Origin of the sequence: Yoonia maritima, from assembly GCF_043641945.1 — a bacterium.
In the GTDB taxonomy this organism is placed as follows: domain Bacteria; phylum Pseudomonadota; class Alphaproteobacteria; order Rhodobacterales; family Rhodobacteraceae; genus Yoonia; species Yoonia maritima_B.
In genome coordinates, this window is record NZ_JBHZRX010000006.1 from 17,191 (window position 1) to 38,173 (window position 20,983).

Annotated in this window: 16 protein-coding genes; 10 read left to right on the forward strand and 6 right to left on the reverse strand. The window is 54.4% G+C overall.

What is annotated here, in order from left to right:
* The first annotated feature begins 189 nt into the window (after positions 1 to 189).
* The 4 genes from ACHUEV_RS13415 to ACHUEV_RS13430 are packed head-to-tail and all read left to right on the forward strand — an operon-like array spanning position 190 to position 4,944.
* Positions 190 to 2,112 carry a capsular polysaccharide biosynthesis protein gene (locus ACHUEV_RS13415; protein WP_394180677.1) on the forward strand — a complete coding sequence of 641 codons (1,923 nt, stop codon included), beginning with the start codon at positions 190 to 192 and terminating at the stop codon, positions 2,110 to 2,112.
* Positions 2,109 to 3,515 carry a KpsE/RkpR family capsule polysaccharide export protein gene (locus ACHUEV_RS13420; RefSeq protein ID WP_394180679.1) on the forward strand — a complete coding sequence of 469 codons (1,407 nt, stop codon included), beginning with the start codon at positions 2,109 to 2,111 and terminating at the stop codon, positions 3,513 to 3,515. The genes ACHUEV_RS13415 and ACHUEV_RS13420 overlap by 4 nt, the downstream gene beginning before the upstream one ends.
* 5 nt (positions 3,516 to 3,520) lie before the next feature.
* Entirely contained in the window at positions 3,521 to 4,294 is a 774-nt protein-coding gene (locus tag ACHUEV_RS13425; RefSeq protein WP_394180681.1) for an ABC transporter permease, read from the forward strand.
* Between the two features lie 2 nt (positions 4,295 to 4,296).
* Entirely contained in the window at positions 4,297 to 4,944 is a 648-nt protein-coding gene (locus ACHUEV_RS13430) for an ABC transporter ATP-binding protein (RefSeq protein WP_394180683.1), read from the forward strand.
* Here the strand turns inward: ACHUEV_RS13430 and ACHUEV_RS13435 are convergent.
* Positions 4,932 to 5,579, reverse strand: a complete 648-nt coding sequence (locus ACHUEV_RS13435) for a TetR/AcrR family transcriptional regulator (RefSeq protein ID WP_394180685.1) — start codon at positions 5,577 to 5,579, stop codon at positions 4,932 to 4,934. The genes ACHUEV_RS13430 and ACHUEV_RS13435 overlap by 13 nt on opposite strands.
* Positions 5,580 to 5,752: 173 nt before the next feature.
* Here ACHUEV_RS13435 and ACHUEV_RS13440 point away from each other — a divergent pair, with 173 nt between their 5' ends.
* The 4 genes from ACHUEV_RS13440 (at position 5,753) to ACHUEV_RS13455 (ending at position 11,929) form a co-directional block, all read left to right on the forward strand.
* On the forward strand, positions 5,753 to 6,814 hold the full coding sequence (locus ACHUEV_RS13440; protein ID WP_394180687.1) for an efflux RND transporter periplasmic adaptor subunit: 1,062 nt from the start codon (positions 5,753 to 5,755) through the stop codon (positions 6,812 to 6,814).
* Positions 6,811 to 7,887 (forward strand): efflux RND transporter periplasmic adaptor subunit, encoded by a 1,077-nt coding sequence (locus ACHUEV_RS13445; protein ID WP_394180689.1) that lies wholly within the window; start codon positions 6,811 to 6,813, stop codon positions 7,885 to 7,887. The genes ACHUEV_RS13440 and ACHUEV_RS13445 overlap by 4 nt, the downstream gene beginning before the upstream one ends.
* On the forward strand, positions 7,884 to 10,922 hold the full coding sequence (locus ACHUEV_RS13450; RefSeq protein ID WP_394180691.1) for an efflux RND transporter permease subunit: 3,039 nt from the start codon (positions 7,884 to 7,886) through the stop codon (positions 10,920 to 10,922). The genes ACHUEV_RS13445 and ACHUEV_RS13450 overlap by 4 nt, the downstream gene beginning before the upstream one ends.
* Before the next feature lie 245 nt (positions 10,923 to 11,167).
* Entirely contained in the window at positions 11,168 to 11,929 is a 762-nt protein-coding gene (locus ACHUEV_RS13455) for a siderophore-interacting protein (RefSeq protein WP_394180693.1), read from the forward strand.
* Positions 11,930 to 11,959: 30 nt separating this feature from the next.
* On the opposite strand, the gene ACHUEV_RS13460 is transcribed toward ACHUEV_RS13455, so the two are convergent.
* From ACHUEV_RS13460 to ACHUEV_RS13475, 4 genes are read right to left on the reverse strand one after another with little or no spacing between them, the layout of a single operon-like run.
* Positions 11,960 to 13,012, reverse strand: a complete 1,053-nt coding sequence (locus ACHUEV_RS13460; RefSeq protein ID WP_394180695.1) for a 4-oxalomesaconate tautomerase — start codon at positions 13,010 to 13,012, stop codon at positions 11,960 to 11,962.
* Positions 13,005 to 13,676, reverse strand: a complete 672-nt coding sequence (locus ACHUEV_RS13465; protein WP_394180697.1) for a 4-carboxy-4-hydroxy-2-oxoadipate aldolase/oxaloacetate decarboxylase — start codon at positions 13,674 to 13,676, stop codon at positions 13,005 to 13,007. Before ACHUEV_RS13465 ends, ACHUEV_RS13460 begins: the two co-directional genes overlap by 8 nt.
* Before the next feature lie 9 nt (positions 13,677 to 13,685).
* Positions 13,686 to 14,645 (reverse strand): VOC family protein, encoded by a 960-nt coding sequence (locus tag ACHUEV_RS13470; RefSeq protein WP_394180699.1) that lies wholly within the window; start codon positions 14,643 to 14,645, stop codon positions 13,686 to 13,688.
* A gap of 11 nt (positions 14,646 to 14,656) precedes the next feature.
* Positions 14,657 to 15,391: a PIG-L deacetylase family protein gene (locus tag ACHUEV_RS13475; RefSeq protein ID WP_394180701.1), complete on the reverse strand. Its 735-nt coding sequence runs from the start codon at positions 15,389 to 15,391 to the stop codon at positions 14,657 to 14,659.
* Positions 15,392 to 15,645: 254 nt separating this feature from the next.
* Between ACHUEV_RS13475 and ACHUEV_RS13480 the strand changes: the two genes are divergently transcribed.
* Positions 15,646 to 16,830, forward strand: a complete 1,185-nt coding sequence (locus tag ACHUEV_RS13480) for a LysR family transcriptional regulator (protein WP_394180703.1) — start codon at positions 15,646 to 15,648, stop codon at positions 16,828 to 16,830.
* A 235-nt stretch (positions 16,831 to 17,065) separates the two neighbouring features.
* Positions 17,066 to 18,454: a 2-oxoadipate dioxygenase/decarboxylase HglS gene (gene hglS, locus ACHUEV_RS13485; RefSeq protein WP_394180705.1), complete on the forward strand. Its 1,389-nt coding sequence runs from the start codon at positions 17,066 to 17,068 to the stop codon at positions 18,452 to 18,454.
* Between the two features lies 1 nt (position 18,455).
* Here hglS and ACHUEV_RS13490 read toward each other — a convergent pair whose 3' ends face one another.
* Positions 18,456 to 20,900: a beta-glucosidase gene (locus ACHUEV_RS13490; protein ID WP_394180707.1), complete on the reverse strand. Its 2,445-nt coding sequence runs from the start codon at positions 20,898 to 20,900 to the stop codon at positions 18,456 to 18,458.
* Positions 20,901 to 20,983 lie beyond the last annotated feature (83 nt).

The following is a 20,983-nucleotide window of genomic DNA, read 5'->3' on the forward strand; positions in this document are numbered from 1 at the left end:
GAACACACGCCATATTAGCCTGCATCAGATTGGGCTTGCGGTAATATGATGGGTGTTAGACGTTCCGCCACTTTGACTTGGCGCCGTGCGCTGAAACTCGGGCAGTGGTCGCGCTTGATGGCTAGCCGCGTGCTTTCTGCAAGATGTGACAACTTGGTAACTTCTATGGACCTGTGTGATGATCCTTTAGTGGCGCATGTACTAGGGACCGTACCCGCATTTCACAGCCGGCTTGTTCCCACCAACGCGTGTCGTTTTGTCGGTTGGGGTCGGAAATGGTCAGGTCGTCGCGCCGTTGATATTGCGAAGGATAAGGGCGCAGAATTCGTCCTGTTAGAGGATGGGTTTCTACGGTCGGTCGGTCGGCGGGATCGCTCACTTTCGGTCGCGATGGACGACATAGGTGTTCACTACGATGCCTCGTCGCCTTCCCGGCTTGAAGAGTTGATCAAAGTGCCTCTTTCGACCGAAGAAGAGGCACGCGCGCTGGCGCTGATGCAGCTGTGGCGGGATGGCAGGGTATCAAAATACAATGCCGCGCCGGAACTGGATAAGGAACTGCCTGATCAATACGTGTTGGTCATTGATCAGGTGCGCGGTGACATGTCCATCCGTTATGGCGCTGCAGATGCCCAAAGCTTTGACAACATGTTGCAAACAGCACTGGCGGATAACCCGACGTCTCAAGTCATTGTAAAACTGCACCCGGATGTGTTCACCGACGCTGCAAAAAGCCATTTCGATCCTGAACGCTTGCGCAAGATGGATCGCGTTCAGGTCGTTGCGGAAAACTGTCATCCTGTTTCACTTATCGAGCACGCTCAGGCTGTGTATACGGTGACATCTCAGGTTGGTTTTGAGGCGTTGATTTGGGGTAAGCCAGTGCATGTTTTTGGCATGCCCTTTTATGCTGGCTGGGGGTTAACGGAAGACGCGTTACCGGCGCCTGATCGTCGAGGGCATTCTTCTTTGGCTCAGTTGGTACACGCGGCATTGATCCGGTATGTGCGTTACATCGACCCGTTTACTGACAAAGCTTGGGAAGCGGAGGATGCTGTAAGGCACGTAACGCTGCAACGGCAGCACCGCTTCAAACTTCCAGCACAAGTTACGGCTTTAGGGTTTTCGCCTTGGAAACGCCGGTTTGTAGGTCAGTTTTTCGCTGACACAGAGGTTCGTTTTGCAAAGCTGGCTTCGCCAGACATGCCTGTCGCTATATGGGGCCGTAATCAAGCTCCAGAAGTAGCGAAAGCCGTCTTGCGCATCGAGGACGGGTTTTTGCGGTCGGCAGGGTTGGGTGCTGACTTAATCCGCCCATCGTCATTGGTGATCGATCAGACGGGAATATATTACGATGCAACAGGTCCTTCGGATCTTGAGACTATCCTAAACAACATTGATTTGACGGATGATCAGATCAGCCGTGCGCAACGTCTTCGCGAGAGCATCGTCTTTGAAGGGGTAAGCAAATACAATGTCGGAGTTCGCGCTTGGACACGGCCAAAGCACGCTGAAAAGATCGTTCTCGTAGCCGGACAGGTCGAGACTGATGCATCGCTGGAGTTCGGATCGCCAGACGTCAAAACAAATCTTGAGCTGTTGCAACGCGCACGCGCATTGCATCCCAATGACTACGTTGTCTTTAAGCCGCATCCAGATGTGATGGCCGGACTACGCGATATTCAGGGTGCGAAAGATCCATACGTAGCGCATTGTGACGAAGTGCTAACCGTTGATATCGCACCAGATCATTTGCTTTCTCAGGTTGATGTTGTTCACACGATGACGTCGCTGATAGGATTTGAGGCATTGCTGCGCGGTATCCAAGTTACCTGCCACGGAATACCGTTCTATGCAGGTTGGGGGCTCACAACTGACATGTTGCCGTGCCCGCGCCGCGTAAGGAAGCTGACGTTGGACGCTTTGGTGTTTGGTGTGCTTATTGCCTACCCGCGCTATTATGACTTTGAGGCAAATTGCTTCGTCGGGCCTGAAAAAACCCTAGAAACTCTCGCAAAATTGCGTAGCTCTTCGTCACATGGCAACTGGTATCGCAAGTTGCGTAGAAGGCTGATAGTATTCGCGCTCAAATTGAGAGGCATTAAGAAATGACCGACGTAAAGCCAGCAGGTGCGGCAAAGACTATTGCGCCTAATCCCGATGCTGGAGTGCAAGCTGCAAAAGGTGCTGAAGACCTTCAACAGGGTCAGAATGCCGCCCCTGCCCAGCGAAAAACGCCCGTTCCGGCAGCACAAAAGAATATGGGCACCGCTGGCCCGGCAGCAGCGCAGCCGAGCGATGTGCCTCCGAAGAGAAAGGCACCCGTGAAACCGACAGAAACTGCTCAGAAGGTCGTTACATTAGGCAAAACTGACGAACAGAGGGCCAGAACAGCCGGACTTCAGCGAAAGCGGCGCAACAAGTTGTGGCTATCATTTGTTCTACTGGTGTTGATACCTATTGGACTGGTGACGTATTATTATTCGGCCATTGCTACGGATCGGTATGCAGCGCGTGCTGGCTTTTCTATACGTGGAATTGAAGCCGGTGTTGGGCTCGACGGCCTAGGCGCATTGACTGGCCTTGCTAGTGCGGGATCAACAACGGCCGACACATACATCGTTCTCGACTATCTAGAGAGCCGCCGCTTGTTAGAGGACGTCGATGCGCGCCTATCTTTGAGAGAGGTGTTTTCAGATCTGAGCATTGACTTCTTAACTCGGCTTGATGCCGATGCCCCCATCGAAGATTTCGTGACCTATTGGAACCGTCGTATTCGGACCCAATCGGACCCAACCTCTGGGATCATCGAATTTGAGGTGCAATCCGTATCGCCCGAACATGCACAACAGATTGGCACAGCTGTGTTGGAACTAACACAGAACTTGGTCAATGAATTGTCGGCGAGTGCACGCCAAGATGCGCTTAGCTTTGCGAGAGAAGAAGTCGCTCTTCAGGAGACCCGCCTACGCGAGTCACTTGACCGTATTCGTGATTTTCGGAATTCAGAGCAATCTGTCGACCCTACTGCGAGTGCTGCCCTCGAAATCCAGCTTTTGTCAGGACTTGAATCACGGTTAATCGACATAAATGCGCGTATCGCAGCACAGCGAGAATCTCTTGACGAAAACGCGCCCAGCTTGGTGGCATTGCGCCGGCAGGCCGAGGCGCTTTCAGAGCAAATCGACACCCGCAGACTGGAGATCGGCGGCTCATTGTTGAATGAAGCAGGCACCTCCGCAGTCACTGAACAACTCGCGGCTTTCGAGACTTTGGACGTCGAGCGTCGACTTGCTGAACAGTCATATGCGTCTGCGTTGAATTCACTAGAGCAAGCGCGCCGGGACGCGGACCGGCAACAGCGCTATCTAGCGGTCCATGTTCGCCCACAGACACCCGAAAAATCGGAATACCCAAGACGTGTACGAAACATCTTGTTAGCTAGTTTCATGTTCTTTGCTGTGTGGGGCATCGGCACCCTGCTAACCTATTCTGTGAGGGACCATTTGACGTGAGGCAGATGACTACAAGCGAACTGCTGACACTGCAGCTTCGCGTAATTCTTAGCCTTGTCTTGCGAGAAACGCGTGCCACCTTCGGTACGTCATCGTTCGGATATGCATGGGCCGTAATTACGCCGACGGCCAGCGTAGCAGTGTTGGTCGTTCTCTTCTCATTAATTGGGCGTCATGCCCCTTTTGGGTCTAGCCTCGCATTGTTCTTTGCGACAGGCATTTTAACGCTACAATTTTTTACCGAGGTGTCGGGCAAGCTGATGACTGTGTTCGACGCGAATAAGGCGTTGCTAACTTATCCGGTTATAAAAGATGTGGATACAATTTTGGCGCGCACGCTTCTGATATCTGCAACCTATCTCGTCATTATGGTGATATTTTACTCTGCGCTTATTGTCGTTGGCATGGCCCAGTTACCTTCTCGGCCAGAACAATTGGTGTTGGTTTTCTGCTCTACCGCGTTCCTAGGTTTAGGATACGGTACCGTAAACGCGGTCATCGCATCACTTTGGGATACTTGGATTCAGATCGAAAAGGTACTTACCCGACCGCTCTTCTTTATTTCGGGCATTTTCTATGTACCAAGCCAATTGCCCGTGCGTGCACAGGAAGTTCTGCAATGGAATCCGGTACTGCACCTCGTTGAGTGGTTCCGCTACGGATTCTACTCGAATTATAACACCAGCATCTTGGATATGACTTATCCAGTATTGGTTGGCGCGATTTTGCTTCTAATTGGGTTGGCAGGCGAGCGTTTGTTTCGGCGGTTGAGGTTCTAATAGTGCTCGCATTTGATCATGTTTCAAAAATCTATAACCTAAAAGGCGTAGAAAAGGTCATCCTTGATGACTTGTCCTTTGCCTTTCCAGAAAGCCGTAATGTTGCAATCATGGGCAAGAACGGCGCCGGTAAGTCGACGATGATGCGTCTACTTGCCGGCTCTGAGCCGCCGACAACGGGTCACGTATATCGCAGTTTGAACGTGTCTTGGCCATTAGGTTTCGCGGGCGGATTCAATGGCAGCATGACAGGGATCGAAAATATACGTTTTGTTTCGCGCATCTATGGCCAAGATACGGAACGGGTTATCGATTATGTTAAAGACTTTGCGGAGTTGGGACAATCGTTAAGGCTACCTATCAAGACCTACTCTAGTGGTATGCGGGCACGCCTTGCATTTGGCCTGAGTATGGCTATCAACTTTCAAGTCTATCTGATCGACGAAATCACCGCTGTTGGGGACCAAACGTTCCGCAAGAAAAGTAATGCTGTGTTTCATGAAAAGCTGCAAAGTAGCCAGATCATTATGGTCTCACATTCCGCTGCGACCATAAAAGAGTATTGTGATTGCGGGCTTCTCCTAAACGATGGAGGTGTCACCTTTTATGACGACGTAGGCGACCTGTTAAAGGCTTATCAGGCGCTTTGATCGCCTGCTCCACTTTTGTCGCTAGAGCATGATCGCATCGTTGCGTCCAAAAAGATTGCAAGTGTTTCGATTACCGTCTTTGGATCATTGTGCGGCATCATAAGTTTTAGCCCGCGCGCCATTGCGATCATTCCTTTAGCGATTTGATCGACTGGTGCGCATAGTTCCATGTTTCTGGCCTTAGCGATTTCCTCAACGATTTTCGTCATCTTTTCTGAGTGCTCTTCCAGCAACGCAAAATAGCTTTCGGCAAACTTCGCGTCGCGCATCGCGTGAAGGCTGATCTCGGCCTCAAGCTGGGCTTTTTCGTCTGAACCGCAAATATCTTGGAGCCATGCTGATGCCTCTGCGACCATTTCGCCCGTGGATTTAGAAGCGTCTTTGCTGAACACTGAAATTGAATCGTAGGCATGTTGGAAAAGCCTGCGCATGATCGCAAAGACCAGTTCATCTTTGCTTTGAAAATTGGAATAGAACGCGCCTTGGGTGAAACCTGCACGCGCGGCGATATCGCGGACAGATGCGCCTGCGAAACCGTTTTGCGCAATCAATGCGGCCCCTGCCTGAAGAAGCGCGTCACGTGTTTGCTGCTGAGATTTTGCGCGGCTGGTAGATCGTTCAAGCTGTTGTGTCATGGGATCACAGATAACAGTTGTAATCTGGATTATCCACTTCTATGTAGGCTCAAATAGCGAGTGATATCTGAAATCATTATTGTGACGTCGTTATGCGCCAAGCGCAGTGTTGGTGTGGGGCGGTAGCTCCTCAAAGACTGCAGCAGAGGGTGCCACTGAATATGGGGAAACCAATGTTGCGTCTAAAAGAGTTGGCAATCATTGCGGTGGTGGTCTTGGCTGGGCCAGCTAGCGCAGAAGAGCCGCTGACGGTGATGATCGTCACAGCCCAGTCAACAGAGCTGGAGCGAGGAATATCCCTTACCGGTGAGATCGTTGCACGAAATTCGCTTAGCGTTTCCTTCCCGAGTGGTGGCCGTATCGACAGCGTTGAGGTCCGTGAGGGCGATATCGTGGACGCTGGCACCGTCTTGGCCAGAATTACTGCGATCCAGCAAGAACAGGCGCTACGTGCCGCGCGGGCTGGCGTGTCGACCGCAACCGCTGACCGCGATCAGGCGTTGGAAGATCTGCGGCGGCAAGATGCGCTACTTGAGCGCGGGGCCACGACACGAGTTGCCCGCGACGCCGCTGCAGATCAGACGCGTGTCAAAGAAGGGGTGCTTGCCCAAGCGCGTGCAGATCTTGATCTTGCGGAAAAGGCGCTGCAAGACACAGTTGTAACAGCACCAGAAGCCGCGACAGTGACCGCTCGTTTTGTGGAGCCCGGACAAGTGGTCGGTGCTGTACAGCCAGTTGTGGAACTTGCGCTGGGTGGTGCCGTTGATGCGGTGTTTGATGTTCCCGAAAACCTTCTGACGAGCGCCAATCATATTGAGCAAGTTCGCTTGGCTCCGTTGGATCGCCCGAGCCAGTGGTTTGAAGGTACCGTGAGAGAGGTGTCTCCTCTGGTTGACCCTTCAACTGGTACCGTCGCAGTAACGGTCAGCGTCGCCGACAGGCCAGCCGGCGTTGAATATGGTGACGCGGTTCGTGGCTCTACCACTGAATCAGTAGGCGAAGCGATTGTTCTTCCTTACAGCGCGATGAGCGCGACAGCGCAGGGGCCAGCCGTTTGGGTCGTGGACCCTGCAACTATGCGCGTCGCGCTAAAACAGATTGTGGTTGATCGGTTCGAAACTGGAAATATCTTGGTCGAGGACGGCATTGAGGAAGGTGCGCTTGTTGTTTCAGCAGGCGCCCAACTGCTTTATCCCGGTCGCCTTGTTCGTACTGCACAGGGGGCCAGCCAATGAAGCGTCTAATTCTATTGGTAGCTTTGATCAGCGGGCATTCTGCATTTGCCGAGTCAGGGCCAGTTACATCAGAGATCATCTCAGAGGTTCCCAGACCCGTCGTGTCGCGGCGCGTTGGTCCTGATGCGGTGCAGGAAAGCACTTATATTGGCACCGTCGCAGCGGGTAATGAGGTGTCATTAGGGTTTCCGATCAGCGGAACAATGGCAGAGCGTCGCGTTGATTTGGGGGTGTTGGTCACCAAAGGCGATGTATTAGCCCTGCTAGACCCCAAAGATTTACAAGCCGAAATGCGTAGCGCAGAGGCGGGCGTTTTGGTCGCTGAAACGAACCTAGGTGCGGCGCAAGAGGCTTGGAACCGTGCCGCAGAATTGGCCGAACGCGGCGTTGATTCCGCGACCCGTCAAGAAGATGCGCAGCGTTCGCTTGTTGCCGCACAGGCGGGCCTTGAACAGGCACAAGCCAATCTGGCGAGCGCCCAAGACAAACTGGATTTGGCCGAATTGCGTGCTCCGCAAGATGGAGTAATCACTGGCGCATACGAAGACGCGGGCGCGCTCGTGTCGCCGGGGCTAGAGGTGCTGCGGCTCGCGAGTACGGATCGCCGCGAAGTTGTGGTGGACATCAGCGAACAGGGCTTGTCTGAGCTTGAAATAGGCACCACGTTCGAGGTCGCTTTGGTCTCAAACCCGCGGCTGACGACAAGTGCACGCCTTGCCCGGATTGATCCCGTCGCAGAAAGCCTGACACGAAACCGCCGGGCGCATTTGGTGTTGTCTGATCCGCCCCCGGGTTTTCGTTTCGGGGCGTTGGTTCAGGTGCGCGCTGTTGGCGATGACACGGCTGTCGTTAGCTTACCCATCAGTGCTGTCCTGAACCCCGACGGCGATGCCGCTGTTTGGCTGGTCGACCGTGAGCACAACGTCGTGACGCTACAGAAGATTACCCTTGGTGCGACCTTTGGTGATCATGTCCGCGTAACTACAGGAATTGAGTTGGGCGACGAAGTTGTCCTGCGGGGTATCCATTCCCTGCATGAAGGCCAAACCATCGGGCGGAGTGTATCGCAATGAACCGTTTTAACCTGTCCGACTGGGCGCTTTCGCACCGGTCTTTTGTCTGGTTCTTGATGATTGTTTCGGTCGTTGCTGGGGCGATGTCTTATGTGAACATCGGTCGCGAAGAAGACCCTAACTTTGCGATTAAGACCATGATCGTATCGGCGGCCTTACCCGGTGCAGACGTTGAACAGACGCTTTCACAGGTCACTGACCGCATTGAGAAGAAGCTAGAGGAACTGCCCGAGCTGGATTTCACGCGTTCAGTCACCGCGGCGGGTACTTCGATTGTTTATATTGAATTGTTGGCTTCGACTGACGCCGATGAACTACCGCGTATTTGGCAGCGCGTCCGCAGCATGATGAGCGATATTCGCGGTGAGTTCCCACAAGAATTTTCCGGCTTTCAGTTCAACGACAGTTTCGGCGACGTATTCGGCAATCTGTACGCCTTTACCTATGACGGGTTCACCCCGCGCGAGGTCCGCGACTACGTCGAACGTGTCCGTCGCGAAATCCAATCGCTGGATGACGCTGGCAAGGTCGAGATTTACGGCGTCCGGGATGAGGTTATCTATCTTGAATTCTCGACTGAACGCATGGCCGCGCTGAGCGTGAACCAAGAGGCCGTGCAAGCAACCCTTGCCGCGCAAAACGCCATTCTGCCGTCCGGTGTGATTAAAGCGGGTGCTGAACAAGTGCTGGTCCGTATTGGTGGACAATTCGCTGACGCTGAGAGCCTTGCTGATATTAACCTGCGCGTTGGCGATCAATTCTTTCCGTTGACTGACATTGCCGACATTCAGCGCGGTTACGAAGATCCGCCGTCTGAGATGTTCCGCTATAAGGGCCAAGAGGCAATCGGTCTTGCGGTTGGTATGCGCCAAGGCGCGAATATCGTAGATTTCGGTGTAGAACTGGACGCCGTGATGGCCCACGCGATTACCGAACTGCCGATTGGCATCGACATTCATCAGGTCGCCAACCAGCCACATGTTGTCGACGATGCCGTCGGTCACTTCTTGCAGGCGTTGCTAGAGGCGGTGTTGATCGTTCTTGCCGTCAGCTTTGTTAGCCTTGGGATGCGTGCCGGTTTGGTCGTTGCGCTAACCATCCCGCTGGTTTTAGCGATTACATTTGTCATCATGGAGTACACCGGGTTCACATTGCAGCGGATTTCGCTGGGCGCGTTGATTATTGCGCTGGGCCTACTGGTCGACGACGCAATGATCGCGATTGAGACGATGATCTCGCGCCTTGAAAAGGGTGAAAGCCTGACCGCATCTGCGTCCTACGCGTGGACATCTATCGCTTTCCCAATGTTGACGGGGACATTGATCACGGTGGCCGGGTTTATTCCGATTGGTTTGAATTCATCAGCTGCGGGTGAATTCACGTTCTCGCTGTTTGTGGTTATTGCGGTGTCTTTGCTGATCTCTTGGATCGTTGCCGTTTTGTTTGCGCCGCTTCTTGGTGTGACCCTGCTAAAGGAAAACATGGGCCACCATCACGCAGAGCCGGGCCGTTTTCGTCGCGCGTTCCATGTCGTGCTTCGTGCCGCAATGCGGTTTCGCTGGGCGACGATTGTGTTGACCATCGGGGTTTTCGGATTCTCGATCTTTGGTATGCGGTTCGTCGAACAGCAGTTCTTTCCAAGCTCAGACCGGCCAGAGCTGATTATCGATTTGGCTTTGCCGCAGAACACAGCGATTACGGAAACTCAGGCACAATTGGATCGCTTGGAAACCTACCTTGAGGGTGATGAAAATGCGTTGTTCTGGACATCTTATGTTGGTCGTGGCGCACCGCGCTTCTTGCTCGCGTTTGATGTGCCGACACCGGGTCCGCATACGGGCCAAATTGTAATCCAGACACCATCAGTTGAGGCACGGGATGAATTGCGCGCAAAACTCAACACGGTTGCTGAAACGCAGTTTCCGGGTGCTGATATCTTTGTGAAACTGCTGGAAATTGGGCCACCCGTTGGTCGCCCTGTTCAGTATCGCCTAAGCGGCACTGACCCCGACACGTTACGTGATCATGCACGCGATTTGGCCGCCGTTTTGGCCACCGATGATCGCCTGACTGGGATCGTGTTGGATTGGAATGAACCAGCGCGGGTTGTGCGTATCAACATCCTACAAGACAAAGCACGCCAGCTTGGCCTGTCATCAAGCGATATCGCGACAGCGTTGAATACGATCTATGATGGTAAAACCGTCACGGCGCTGCGCGACGATGACTACCTTGTCGATATTCGTGTGCGCGGGAATGAAGTTGACCGTCAGTCCGTCGAGGCGCTGTCGAACCTGCAATTATCCACGCCAAGCGGATCTGCGATCCCGCTGCGGTCAGTTGCGACGTTTAGCTATGAAACCGAACAACCTGTGATCCATCAGCGAGATCGTACGCCGACGATCACTGTAAAGGCCGCAATTGTGACGGATGATCAGCCGGCGACCATTGTGACCCAACTGACAGATAAGATCGCCGCATTTAACGCAGACCTACCGCTTGGCTATCAGGCGGTGATTGGCGGCGCCGTTGAATCCAGCGCCGACAGCCAAGCGCCAATTGCAGCGGTTGTTCCCGTGATGCTGTTAATCATGCTGACACTGATCATGGTCCAGATGCAGGGCTTTAGGCTCGCTTTCATCGTGTTCTGCGTCGCGCCATTGGGGCTGATCGGTGTGGTTGCCGCACTGGTGCCATCCGGCGCGCCGTTGGGCTTTGTTGCGATCTTGGGTGTTCTGGCTTTGATGGGGATTTTGATCCGGAACTCTATTATTCTGGTGTCCGAAATCGAAGTCCTGCGCGACAAAGGTCGCAGCGCTTGGGACGCGGTTTTTGAGGCTAGCGATGCGCGTGCACGTCCGATCCTGCTGACCGCTGCTGCGGCGAGCCTCGCGCTTATCCCGATTTCGCGCCAGATTTTCTGGGGGCCGATGGCCTATGCAATGATGGGCGGGATCATCGCAGGCACCGTGATTACACTGGTGTTTGTGCCTGCGCTGTACTTGGCTGTTTTCCGGGTAAAGCGCGAAACCTAAGCCGAGATATGCAATGACCTCGCCAATCACATGGCGGGGTCGCAACGTTGCCAGCAATCATGATTTAAAGTTTACTCTTTTTATCAGTTATTTTTTCACTTACATCGCAAGGGTATTATAACCACTGCGCTAATAGCCGTCGCCAGAGCCTGTGATCTTCAAACAGAAAGGCTAATGATGTTTGAACGTTCAATCTATGGCGTGGCGATAGCTGCGCTGGTCGCGACAACTGCAGCAGCCCAAGCATGAGCAGTTCCATCGCTCCGCAACTGTCCGATGCTTTCCGTTTGGCGGAAGTGGTATCTATAGAACAACCGTTTCCAAGCTTTTATCGTGTCACAATGCGGGCGCCAGATATGCAACGTTATACCGAAGGAGGAATGCACTTTCGGCTGTTGCTACCCCCCAAAGGTCGTACGCCGGTCTGGCCTTACATTGATGAAACGGGCCGCGCGCGGTTCCCAAGCGGCGATGACCAACTGCATAATCCTGTTTATACGTTTGTTTCGATTGATGTCCCGACCGGCCACTTCACCTTCGATGTCTATATTCACGAAGGTGGGCGCATCACTGAATGGATGCGTGCGGCCAAGTCTGGTGACACAATAGGTATCAATGGCCCGGGTGGTGGCGCCGTTCCTGTTGCTGATCAGATTATCATAGCGGGTGACGAAACGGCACTTCCGGCGATACGACGCATTTTAGCCGAGGCAGCACCTGAAGTGACCGGTCACGCCTATATCGAAGTAGGGGCGGAGAGAGACATTCAGCAGTTAGAAAAACCCGTTGGGGTTACGCTAAAGTGGTTGATCCGTGGCCGTGACCTAGGGCCAGTACACGCGTTGATTGAAAACCACTCTGACCTGTCGCCAGATGCTCCGCCGTTTGTTTGGTGTGGCGCAGAAAAGTCGCAAGTACAAAAAGCCCGCGCGCATTTCCGTGACGCATTGGGAATAGGCCCAGACCACAGCTATCTTTCCGGCTATTGGCGTCAGGCTAAGCCCTAGCCCGACTGGCGTCGCGTGTGATGAGCTGCACTAGGTCGTAGGGAACACTTGCCCGTCAAATAGTTTGCGTGCGGTCCGCAAGGCGCCCGCGCGTAGAACCTGACCATCTTTGTTACGCTCAATTAATACGTCGGCCGCCCCAGTTGGGTGTTCGATCGCGAAGGTATCGTCGCTTGGCAAAACCGCGACACTTGCCGCCGGTGATCCGGGCAAAGTGCAGGCTGTCGCTACACTGACCGCCGCGAAAACCCCAATCGTTGCGTGGCACCGATGCGGAATAAAGCTGCGGGTCGTGATCGTTCCGTTTTTTGGCGGCGCGACCAAGGTCATTTTCGGAACTGATTTTTGCGCGACATCACCAAGGTTCATCAGTGGCCCGCACTCTAGGCGAATTGCCTCCAACCGCGCTTTCAGCCCGGTATCAGCATCAAGCATTTCGCGGGGTTCATAGCCCGTTAGCCCAAAATCGGTGGCACGCATAATCACGCAAGGCATGCCGTTATCGATTAGCGTACATTCGACCCCATCTATAACATCAACTGCATTTCCAGACGGCAGAAGGGCCCCACACATCGACCCTGCCACATTGTCGAACATCAGCGGAATTGGCGCATGGGTGCCGGGGACGCCATCAATATGCGCGTCACCTGCATAGGTCACGATACCGTCTGGCGTTTGCACTCGAGCAGTCGCGATTTCGCCGGTGTTTAGCATATGAATACGGACAGAGGTTTCATCCATATGGGCTGGAACCAAGCCCCGTTCAATCGCGGCAGGCCCAACCCCGGCAAGGATATTTCCGCAGGCTTGGGCGTCTGTAACAACGGCCTGATCAACGAATACTTGTAGAAACAGGTAATCGACATCGGCGTCAGGGCGTGACGCTGGCGATAGGATCGCTACCTTGGACGTTAGTGGATCTGCCCCACCGATCCCGTCGATCTGTTGCGGATCAGGTGACCCCATGATCCGCAGCAGCAATGCGTCACGTTCGGCCGTGTCGGTGGGCAAATCGGACGCGAGAAAATATGCGCCCTTTGACGCCCCCCCGCGCATCCAAAGACATGGAATGCCTTCAGACATACTTCAGACCCTTCTCTGCCAGCCGTGGCCGCATGTCGTAGATATCTAATCCCAGCTCACCCGAAGCTAGGCGCACGCGTTTGGCCTCTTCCGCATCAAGCCGTTTTTGTGCGTTGACCAAGACTGTCTCGGCTTCGGCCTGTTTAACGACGACAACGCCATCATCATCCGCGACGATGACATCACCTGCGTCAATCGCTTGCCCTGCGCAAACGATTGGTACGTTAATTGAACCAAGCGTTTCTTTAACAGTGCCCTGCGCGCTGATCGCTTTGGACCAGACCGGGAAATTCATTTGGGTAAGGTCGCGAATGTCACGCACGCCCGCATCAATGATCAGCCCACGACAACCGTGCGCGATGGCCGATGTGGCGAGCAAGTCACCAAAGTACCCGTTATCGCAGGGCGAAGTTGGTGACAGCACAAGGATATCGCCTTCTTGCAACTGCTCAATCGCGACATGAAGCATCCAGTTATCACCGGGCGCTGCGCTGATCGTAACGGCAGACCCAGCGATCTGTGCACCGCGATATATCGGGTTCATATAGGAGGCTAGGCACCCTTTGCGTCCCTGTGCCTCGTGAACGGTTGCGACGCCTGCTTCACCCAGTTTCTTGATGATTTCAGGGTCAGCGCGTTTCACGTTTTGAACAACTACAGACATGGGGTTTCCTTATTTCTTAATCGGCGGCGTGCCGTGGGTGTGGAAGCTTTCGATGGTCTTCAGCCCCCAAGCCTGACCTTTCATGCGGTCGGCTTGTGTCCATTTGATTGGCTTCCAATCGGGTGCCATGATCAGGCGTGCGCCCGCATTCGCTAATTCCACGCGGTTCCCCGCAGGTTCCCAGACGTACAGAAAGAACGTCCCTTGAATGGCGTGTTTATGCGGGCCTGTTTCGATATGGACACCGTTTTGCAAAAAGATGTCAGCGGCACGCAGGATGTCTTCGCGTTGGTCCGTGGCATAGGTCACGTGGTGCAGCCGCGCGTTGCCTCCGCCTTGTTCTTCGGTGCAGGCCAGATCGTAGGTCTTGTTATTCACCGTGAACCAGCAGCCGCCAATGCGCCCGTTGTCTAGCTCAATGTATTCCGTGACACGTGATCCAAGGCAGGTCTCCATGAACCGCTTGAATTCAGTCACATCACTGGAAAGCAGGTTCAGGTGGTCGATCCGGCGCGGCGCGGCGCCTTCGAACGCAGAGGCTGTGTTTTTCAGTGCGGCAACGTCATCACCTTGCGCTTCGAACCAAACAGTGTCGTAGTAAATTTCGAATACATGGCCAAAGGGGTCTTCGAAACGGAACGCCCGTCCGTGGCTAAGATCGCCATCGTTCCAGCCGTGGACCTTATATCCGCTTTCCTCAATCACCTTAACGCGGCGCTCTAGCGCTTCGGGTGATGCAGCCCGGTAACCAATGTGGCCGACCCCAGTGGTGTCTGCCTTGGTCAGTTTGAGAGTTGCAAATTCGTAGTCATCCCATGCCCGAAGATATGCCGATGTTTCGTCCTGCCCAGAGAGCTTGAGGCCATAAACACGAGTAAAGAAATCAAGGCTTTCTTCGAATTTGTCGGTTAGCATTTCGACGTGACCCAAGTGGGCCAAATCGAATGATGGGTTTGTTGCGTTTGTCATGCTCAGCGACCTTACAGCTCGTCAACGGTACGTGGGAAAATCGACTGGAATCCTTCGGCGTATTGGCAATCGCGACCGCCAGCTTGGCCGCCAGAGTTACGCTTAAAATGGTTCGCGCGCTGCTGGGCAACGCGGGTGTAATAGTCCCACAGGTGGACCTGACCCTGATTACATTCCATCGCTTTGCGTTTCTTGTCCCAGACCGGTGTGATGTCGAGGAACGTATCTGGCTTCCAACCCATTTGTTCGGTTTGATGTGGCTCAAACAGGTATAGCTGCGGCGCACCAAGAACCTTTTCACCGGGGTTGTGGCCCCATGCTTGCGCGATCATTCGGCATTCAAGCGCGACCTGAGTCATATACATGTGGTCAGTGTTGTAAGGGTCGTATTGGCTGTGGCTCATCATGAATGACGGCTGCACCTTTCGGATAAGATCGACCAGTTTGAACTTGTCGTCCTTATCAAGCTCGAGCGGATAATCCCCCAAGTCAAAGCATTCCAGATGGTGCACACCAAGCGCGTCAGCCGCGGCTTCTGCTTCGCCGCGACGGTTGTCTTTGACTTCTTGCAGTGATTTGCCTTCTTTCCACAGACGCGCGCTTTCACCGCGTTCACCGAATGAAAGGCAGGCAACAGTAACGTCGTAGCCAAGTTCAGCGTGCAGCGCGATTGCCCCGCCGCAACGCCAGACAAAGTCAGCGGCATGGGCCGAGATAACGAGGGCGGTTTTCTTTTGAGTGGTCATGGGATGGCTCCGAAAAATCGTGGTTGTCCGACTGTCTCATGGCAATCCCCGGCAAAACAATTTTGAAGGCCGTCTATTAGGATAAGAATTTGCTATAGTGTATGGTCATGTTGGTCCTCGGATGGCAGGCTTGTTTGGGTGGATACGCATAGTGTTTCGGTATCGCAGAGGGATAATTTAGTGAAAAGTAGCACGATACTTGAATTAGGTTCTGTAACGCATCCTGCGCCAGATTACGGTTTGGGTCACAAGCAATGATTTCGCGAAATCTCCGGCACTTTCGGGTGTTTCTTGCCGTTGCCACTTCGCGTTCTCCAACTATAGCCGCGGCGCGGTGTAACGTGTCGCAACCCGCCGTGACCCAATCGTTGGCTAAGCTCGAACGAGAGGCGGGTGGCGAACTTTTTGAACGTACACGTCACGGATTCTTTTTGACCGAGCGCGGCGCATTATTCGAAGTGCGCTTGCGCCGCGCGATGCAGCGATTGGATGCGGCATTAGCCGAGGTATCACCGCGTTTAACCGTGACGGCTACGGTGGCGCAGCTACAGGCGTTGATCGCGTTGGTCGCCGCGCAGAACTTTACACTGGCCGCTCGCAATTTGGGCTTGGCGCAGCCGACAGTGCATCGTGCGATTACCCAAATCGAACAGGAGGCCGCCCGCCCGTTGTTCGAGCGGACAACATTCGGCTTGGTTGCCACACGCCCCTGCCGTGAACTAGCAAAGGTGGCGCAGCTTGCGTTTTCTGAATTCGATCAGGCCGAGGCGGATTTGGACGAATTTGATGGTCGAGAGGTTGGGAAGATCGTTGTTGGCTCATTGCCGTTGTCGCGGTCTGTCGTGCTGCCGCAGGCGTTGGCCCAATTTCGTGCACAGCGACCCACACAGCCAGTGACCGTATTTGATGGGACCTATGATGATTTGTTGGGTGGCGTCCGTTCTGGGGAAATTGATTTCATGATCGGTGCGTTGCGTGACCCTTTGCCGATCCGCGATGTTAAGCAAGAAGAGCTATTTCTTGATGGGATGGCCATTTTGGCTCGTCCCGGACACCCGTTGGCGGGAAAAGCTGACATTGGTCCACAGGTCCTTTCCAAGCAGGCTTGGGCTGTCTCGCGGCGGGGCGCGCCCGGTCGCGTTCAGTTTGATGCATTGTTTTCAGATGCCGGTGTCGATGGCCCGGACAGCATTTTGGAGTGCGGATCAATCCTGCTGATGCGGGAAATCTTGCAGCGCAGCGATATGTTGGGCTGTATTTCAGAAAAGCAGGCCGAAGCAGAAACCTTACGCGGGTTGCTAGTTGCTTTGCAGGTCGACACCAATTGGAAAGGCCGGCCAATTGGCCTGACTTATCGGACCGGATGGGTCCCGACAAAGGCGCAGGCGCAGCTATTAGATCTGGTGCGCAGCGCGGTCGCGAGCCCCGACGCAGTATAGCGGCTAATTATTCTGATGCTCTGGGTTTTGAATAGGCGTTTGGCCACTGACATAAGTGACGCTGCTCCTGATCATCCTATTCCAGCAAATCGCGCTCGCGATCTCGAACTCTATGTTTGAGTAGCTGGGTTAATAGGTCTCACGTCACAGGACTATTCAGCGTCATCAAAGCATGATTTACAAATGACTGTGGCCATTCGTTTGGCCCGGTCGTTGAACGCAAGGATGAACCGTGATGACCCCGAATTTTGCACAACCTGACACGATCCGCGCTGATTTTTCAGCGGCGATGTCTGCGATGTACCGGACAGAGGTCCCGGCCTATGGCGACCTGCTAGAGATTGTTCAGGACACAAATGCCGCGACCCTGAATGGGCCATCGGCGGCAGGGTTGAACCTCACACCTGACGAAGACACCTCACGCATTTCCGAAGAACGACACGGAGCGATCCGTCTGGGTACAGCGGATGAGCTGGCAATGATGGCACGCGTTTTCGCGGTCATGGGGATGTACCCCGTGGGCTATTACGACCTGTCGGCGGCTGCGGTGCCTGTGCATTCGACGGCCTTTCGCCCAACGACCCGCGCTGCACTGGCTGCCAATCCGTTCCGGGTGTTTACTTCGCTGTTGCGCCTAGAACTGATCGCTGATGAAACGTTGCGCGCGCAAGCCGCGGCCATTTTGGCAAAGCGGCAAATTTTCACCGCTGGCGCCGTCGCCCTGACCGAAAAAGCAGAGGCCCAAGGCGGGCTGTCACCCGAAGACGCGACAAAATTCGTGGGCGAGGTGTTGGAAACATTTCGTTGGCACGCTGACGCTTGCGTCGATATCGACACGTTCAATCAACTGAACGCCGCGCACCGCCTCATTGCAGATGTGGTTTCGTTTAAGGGTCCGCATATCAATCACCTCACACCGCGCACGCTGGATATTGATGCCGCGCAGGTTGGCATGGTCGAACGCGGCCTGCCTGCCAAAGCCGTCGTTGAAGGCCCGCCACGCCGTGACTGCCCCATCTTACTGCGACAGACATCGTTCAAAGCGCTAGAAGAGCCTGTGAGATTTCCATCAGCGGATGGTAAAGCGACCGTTGGTAGCCACACCGCCCGTTTCGGAGAGATCGAACAACGCGGCGTCGCCCTGACACCTAAGGGTCGCGATCTTTATGATCGGACGCTTGCAGCGGTTCGTGCCGAAATACTGCCTGCAGGCGATGGATCCAACGCTGACGCGTACATGAAGGCCTTGGAAGAAGCGTTCAAAGTGTTCCCTGACGATTGGCGTGGCATGTATGATCAGGGCTTGGCCCATTTCAAATTCTCAATCGACCACACTCCAGACACCACGCGCGATCTGGATACAGCCGCGCTGCTAGATGAAGGTGTGCTAACCCTAAGCCCGATCATCTACGAAGATTTCCTGCCAGTCAGCGCCGCAGGGATTTTCCAATCAAACCTCGGCGATGATGCAGGGCAGGATAGTCACAGCGCATCTAGCAAAGCCGAATTTGAAAAGGCGTTGGGCACAACCGTTGCCGATGAATTCGCGCTTTATCAACAGATCGAGGATGCTTCGTTGTTGGCCTGCCTCGACCAAATTCGCAAGGCAGGCCAATCGGCTTAGGTTATTTTTCGTAGGTCGCTGCCTGCATCGTAATTTGCGCGGTGCAGGCGATGTCCGTGGCCGAAAAGCCGACCGCGATATCAAATTCGCCTGCCTCAACCCGCCAAAGCGCGGCATCGACATCGAAATACGCAAAATCGCGACCATGCAGCTCAAGATCGACCTGTTGGCTTTCGCCCGGCGCCAATGAAACCTTCGCAAAGGTCTTTAGCTCTTTGACGGGCCGCGCGATGCTCGACGCCTTATCACCAACGTAAACCTGCACGACAGTAGCGCCGCTTCGGTCGCCGGTGTTGGTCAGTGTGACAGTCACGCGCGCGCCGTCACCCACAGCTTTTACAGTGCAATCGGACAGGGCGAATTCGGTATACCCTAACCCGTGGCCAAACGGGAACAGTGGTGCGATCCCATGTTTGTCATAGTGACGATAGCCGATGAACACGCCTTCCTCGTAACGGACTTTGCCGTCTAGGCCGGGATAAATCTCGGGGTCTTGTGACCATGTCGGGTTGTCTTGCCAGCGCACAGGGAAAGTTTGCGGTAGGCGACCGCCCGGTTCAACATCGCCGAACAATACGTCAGTGATCGCATTGCCTGTTTCTTGACCGGGGTACCACGCCTGCAAAATGGCCTTGGCTTGATCCACCCAAGGCATTTCAATCGGGCCACCCGTTTGCAACACAATGACCGCATTCGGGTTTGCGGCCAGAACGGCAGCGACCAGTTCGTCTTGGGCACCGGGCAAAGTGATGTGTTCTAGGTCGGAACCTTCGGTGTCCCATTCCCCAGACCGCCCGACGAATACAATCGCTGAGTCGGCCTCTTTGGCGGCATTGGCCGCTAGTGCGACCGCGTCGTCTGGCAGCGGGCGCCCTACGCCAGCGCGGAAGGCCGACAGATCAAGCATCTCGCCTTTGCGCGCGACGAATTCGACGGTGACCGCATAGGATTGTCCTGCATTCAGCTCAGCCTCTTCCACGATTTCGTCGCAGCCTTCCTCAAAGAAGGTACGACCGCGTGTCCAACCATCGGCAGCGTTTACAACAAGCTTGCCATCAACGAACAGCTTACTACGACCAGTCGCGTGAAGCCCGAACCGGTGCGGACCTGATGCATCGGGCGTGTAAGTCCAGCTAATCCGGGCCGAGAAACCTGTGGGGTCAACCTTGCCTTCACCAATGGGCGGCATCCAGAAGGTCTGTGTCTGACCCAGCGTTTGCGTCGCGACCGGGTCACCGGACAGATCGCCATTGTCAAAGAAATCAACGGTAACATCGCCAATGAATAGTGGTTCCCACCGGTGGTTGTGACATCCCGGAGCGTGGATGATGTTATCGGCGCCAAATCGTTCGGTCAGCGCCTCAAGCGGTGAAACACGATAATGCGCGTTGATGAACGACGATCCGCCACCCATGATCTGCGCTTCGGCTGCGTTTGGTCCGATGACCGCAATCTTGCCGGGCTTTGCAGTCAGCGGCAGGATGCTTTCGTTCTTTAACAACACCGTACCTTCAGCCCCTGCGCGCCGGATAAGTGCGCGGGTTTCTGGTAGGTCCTCTGACTTTTCGTCGTAAGGTGTCTTATCGGTCAGCGCCCCGGTGCGTTCCATCAGGCGCAACATATTCAGCGCGCGGGTGCGGATCATTTCGGGTGTAACGTCGCCCTCCTTTACGGCTGTAACCAGCTTTTCGCCTCGGTCACGGGGTGGTCCGGGCATTTCTAGATCAAGCCCAGCGTTGACGGTTTCGGCGGTTGTGTGGGACCCAAACCAATCGGACATGACAATGCCGTCATAACCCCAGTCGCCACGTAGAACGTCGGTCAGCAGCCAAGTGTTCTCGGATGTATAGTCGGCGTTCAATCGGTTGTATGAAGACATCATCGCCCAGGCGTTGCCGTCTTTTACCGCCGCCTCGAACGGGCGAAGATAGACTTCGCGCAGGGTGCGTTCGTCGACTTCTGAATTCATCGTCGTACGCTGAATTTCGGATTCATTCCCCGCAAAGTGTTTAGGCGTTGCCGCAATCCCATTGTCCTGAAGCCCATGAATATATGACACAGTGAGCGAAGCCGTGAGTTCAGGATCTTCGGCAAAGCATTCAAAGTTGCGACCATTGGTGACGGACCGATGGATGTTGATTGTTGGGGCAAGCAACACATGCGCACATTTTGATTTGGTTTCTTTGGCTAGCGCTGCGCCAACCTCATACGCCAGTTCGGGGTTCCATGTAGCACCAAGTGCGATACCTACTGGGAACGCCGCCGCTGTGACGCCGCCGAACCAATCACCGCCACCACGTGCGCCATTTGGGCCGTCAGTCACGCGGAGTTTGCTAAGGCCAAGCCGTTCTATCGCTGGGATCGACCAAAGGTCTTCGCCTGACAGCAGCGAAACCTGCTCTTCCAGCGTCATTTGATCCACTAGGGTTTCGATATTCACGGTCATAGTGCGGGCTCCTCCAAGCGTTTGGAAATTGATAGCGGAAGAATTAAAGGAAAGACAATTGCTACAAAGGCTTGGCTGGATTT